4 protein-coding genes and 1 pseudogene are annotated in these 3,762 nt (G+C 62.1%); all 5 read left to right on the top strand.

The genetic code is table 11. The features are described 5' to 3' along the window. Positions 1–1,503: protein-disulfide reductase DsbD family protein (locus B3F77_RS02120; protein ID WP_293603356.1), on the top strand; the 1,503-nt coding region annotated here is incomplete at its 5' end. A gap of 59 nt (positions 1,504–1,562) precedes the next feature. Then, positions 1,563–1,994: a CoA-binding protein gene (locus tag B3F77_RS02125; RefSeq protein WP_293603357.1), complete on the top strand. Its 432-nt coding sequence runs from the start codon at positions 1,563–1,565 to the stop codon at positions 1,992–1,994. Continuing rightward, the gene (hemE, locus tag B3F77_RS02130; RefSeq protein ID WP_293603358.1) at positions 1,991–3,124 is read left to right on the top strand and encodes a uroporphyrinogen decarboxylase; all 1,134 of its coding nucleotides are present in this window, start codon (positions 1,991–1,993) and stop codon (positions 3,122–3,124) included. The genes B3F77_RS02125 and hemE overlap by 4 nt, the downstream gene beginning before the upstream one ends. A 49-nt stretch (positions 3,125–3,173) precedes the next feature. Further along, complete coding sequence (locus B3F77_RS02135; protein ID WP_293603359.1) at positions 3,174–3,503, top strand: hypothetical protein; 330 nt, start codon at positions 3,174–3,176, stop codon at positions 3,501–3,503. Then, a pseudogene (locus B3F77_RS02140) lies at positions 3,500–3,762 on the top strand (hypothetical protein); the annotation flags it as partial. The gene B3F77_RS02135 and the pseudogene B3F77_RS02140, both read left to right, overlap by 4 nt.

Genomic DNA, 3,762 nt, shown 5'->3' on the forward strand with positions numbered 1-3,762 from the left:
CCCTTGACTTTTTCCCCCAAACCCGCCAGCGTTATTGGCCCCGCCGCGCCTTGGCAGAAAGCCTGGCAAGGCGCGGTTTGGACGGCGCAGCTGCCGCTGTCTGGCCAGCGCAGCGAAAGTCCCCGCGTGCTGCCGGTGGTGGTGGCGCTGGGCCGGGTGGCTTACCGCATTGAAGCGCCGGTCAAGGGCGAATGGCCAGCCGCGTCCCCCGCGGACACGGTGCAGCCGGCGCTGGAAGCCGCGCTCAAAGCCAACGCCGCGCAGGGCGCCGCACCGACAGGCCGCAGCACGCCCTCGCTGACGTTGGTAGCAGCCCTGGTCGGCGCGCTTTTGGGCGGGCTGATCCTGAACCTGATGCCTTGCGTGTTCCCGGTGCTGGCCCTCAAGGTGGTGGGCTTTGTGCATGTGAAAGACCAGGCCACCCGCCTGAAGAACGGCCTAGCTTACAGCGCCGGTGTGGCGCTGTCGTTTTTGGCGCTAGGCGCCCTGCTGCTGGGCCTGCGCGCTGCGGGCGAGCAACTGGGCTGGGGCTTTCAACTGCAAAGCCCGGCGGTCGTTGCGGCGCTGGCAGCCCTGTTCACGCTGCTGGGCCTTAACCTGGCGGGCTTGTTTGAGTTTGGCAACATCCTGCCCGGCCGCCTGGCCAGTCTGCAGACGGAAAGCCCCACCACCAATGCTTTTCTGTCGGGTGTGCTGGTCACCGCCATTGCCTCGCCCTGCACCGCACCTTTCATGGGGGCCGCGCTGGGTTATGCCGTGGGTCTGCCGGCAGTGCAGGCGCTGGCTGTGTTTGGGACGATTGGCATCGGCATGGCTTTGCCCTATCTGGCCGCCAGTGCGGTCCCTGCTGTGGCGCGCGCCCTGCCGCGCCCCGGCGCCTGGATGGTGACCTTCAAGCAATTAATGGCGTTTCCGATGTTTGCCACCGTCGCCTGGCTGGTCTGGGTGCTGGGCCAGCAAAGCGGCATCGACGGTGCGGGCGCGCTGCTCGCCCTGCTGGTGCTGATGACGCTGGCGATTTGGGCCTTCAGCTTGCGCCATACAACACGCAAGGCCCGCACGCTCCTCGCTACTTTTTCTATAGCGCTTTTCGCCCTGGGGCTATGGGCCATTGGCCCCAACATCATCAAGCCTGTGAATGCACCGGCTGCCGTTGAAGCCTCCGGAAGGTGGCAGGCCTGGGAGCCGGGCCGGGTGGACCAGCTCAATGCAGAAGGCCAGAGCGTGTTTGTGGACTTCACCGCCGCTTGGTGCGTGACCTGCCAGTACAACAAGAAAACCACGCTGGCCAATGCGTCGGTGCTGGCCGATTTTGCCGCAAAAAATGTCGTGCTGCTGCGTGCCGACTGGACGCGCCGCGATCCGGCGGTGACCGCCGCGCTGACCAAGCTGGGCCGCAGCGGCGTGCCGGTGTATGCGATTTACAAGCCCGGTCGCGCGCCGGTGCTGTTGTCGGAGATTTTGTCAGTGGATGATGTCCGGGCCGAACTGGCCAAGCTGTGATGTGTCGTCGATGGCGGTACGCGGCGACTACCCCCCTCGAATAACAGGAACCGCGCCCCATGAATCCGATACCACCCGCCGAGCGGGTAGCGCACATCCTCACCCACTGCCGCACCATTGCGGTGGTCGGTCTTTCACCCAAACCGCACCGCGCCAGTTTTGATGTGGCGCGCTACATGCAGGTCAACGGTTACCGCATCATTCCAGTCAACCCGAACGTCGCCGAGGTGCTGGGTGAAAAATCCTACCCCACGCTGCTTGAGGCCGCGCAGCACGAAGCGATCGACCTGGTGAACTGCTTTCGCAACAGCGAAGACATTCCACCCATTGTCGACGAAGCCATCGCCATCGGGGCCAAGGCGGTCTGGATGCAGCTCGGTGTGGCGCACCCGGCGGCAGCCGCAAAAGCTGAAGGCGCCGGACTGCTCGTCGTTCAGGACAAATGCATCAAGGTGGAATACGCCCGGCTGTCGGCGACAATTGGGGTATGAATACACCAGCCCACACCAGCGCATTTGCGCCCCTGCAAAACGACACCTTCATCCGCGCCTGCCTGCGCCAAGCGACCGACTACACCCCTGTTTGGCTGATGCGCCAAGCCGGCCGCTATCTGCCGGAGTACCGTGCTACGCGCGCCAAGGCGGGCAGTTTCATGGGGCTGGCCACCAGCCCCAGCTTTGCCACCGAAGTCACGCTGCAGCCGGTGGACCGCTACCCGCTGGATGCCGCCATTTTGTTTAGCGACATCCTGACCGTGCCCGACGCCATGGGGCTGGGCCTGACATTTGCGGAGGGCGAAGGCCCGCGCTTTGCCACACCCGTGCGTGATGAAGCGGCGGTTGCCAAGCTCGAAGTGCCCGACATGAACAAACTGCGCTATGTGTTTGACGCCGTCACCTCGATTCGCAAGGCGCTGAATGGCCGCGTGCCGCTGATCGGCTTTTCGGGCAGCCCCTGGACACTGGCTTGCTACATGGTCGAAGGCGCGGGCTCGGACGACTATCGCTCGATCAAAACCATGCTGTACCGGCGCCCCGACCTGCTGCACAAAATACTGGCAATCAATGCCGACGCGGTGGCGGCCTACCTGAACGCGCAGATTGAAGCTGGCGCCCAGGCCGTGATGATTTTTGACAGCTGGGGCGGCGTGCTGGCCGACGCGGCGTTTCACACCTTCAGCCTAGCCTACACCGCGCGCGTGCTGGCCCAGCTCAAGCGCGAACATGAGGGCGTAAAAATTCCACGCCTGGTCTTTACCAAGGGCGGCGGAATGTGGCTGGAAGCCATGGGCCAACTCGACTGCGAGGTGCTGGGGCTGGACTGGACCGTGAACCTCGCCCAAGCGCGGGCACGGGTAGGCGAGCAAGGACCTCATGCCAAAGCCTTGCAGGGCAACCTGGACCCCAACGCTCTGTTTGCCAACCCGGATCAAATTGAAGCCGAGGTAGCTGCCGTGCTCAACAGCTTTGGCCGACCTCACATGGATGACAGCCAGACCGGCCCGACCCACATTTTTAATTTGGGTCACGGCATCAGCCAGTACACGCCGACCGAAAATGTCGAAGTACTGGTTCGCGCAGTGCATGCTCACTCTCGCAGTATGCGCACAGCCCGGGTCTGAAACCTTCTGCCGACGCCAGGAAGCGGCTGACTGCTGCGCTATTTCAAGCATGACTAGCACAAAATCAGGCGCCAGCGTCCGGACTTATGCACAAAATCCATGCTGCGGTGCCGCATTACAGGGACCGCAGTCGGCACCGTGCTATCAAAGCAATAGCGAACGTAAGTCGTTGATTTATATAGAAACTTTAAACTGCTTTTTTTTCGGGCATTTTGAGAAAAGCCTTGATTTACAAGGCTTCGCGCCATCTCACGGCAAGCTATCAACAAAGTTATCCACAGAAAATCTGGAAATCTTCAAAGCGGTGATAAATCAAGGACTTAGCGCTCTATCTGGATGTATTTTTGAAGAAGTACCCATAACTGGCTACCCAAAATGAGTTACTGGCTCCAGGTAGTCGTGGCCACGCCCGCGCACAGCGCCATCGCCGGTCCGCTAACTTACAGAAGTGAGTCACCACTCATCCCCGGCACCCTGGTGCGTGTTCCGCTGGGAACGCGTGAGGTGCTGGGAGTTGTGTGGGAAGTTTTGCCGGACAGCGGCGACCTGACCGAGGCGCAAACTGTTGCCCCCACACTTTTCACTGCGTGTAATACGCTGCCCCCCGAGGGGGCTGTTTCACCTTGGGGCGGCCCGGC

It is taken from the genome of Polaromonas sp. UBA4122 (assembly GCA_002381615.1).
Classification (GTDB): domain Bacteria; phylum Pseudomonadota; class Gammaproteobacteria; order Burkholderiales; family Burkholderiaceae_C; genus Polaromonas.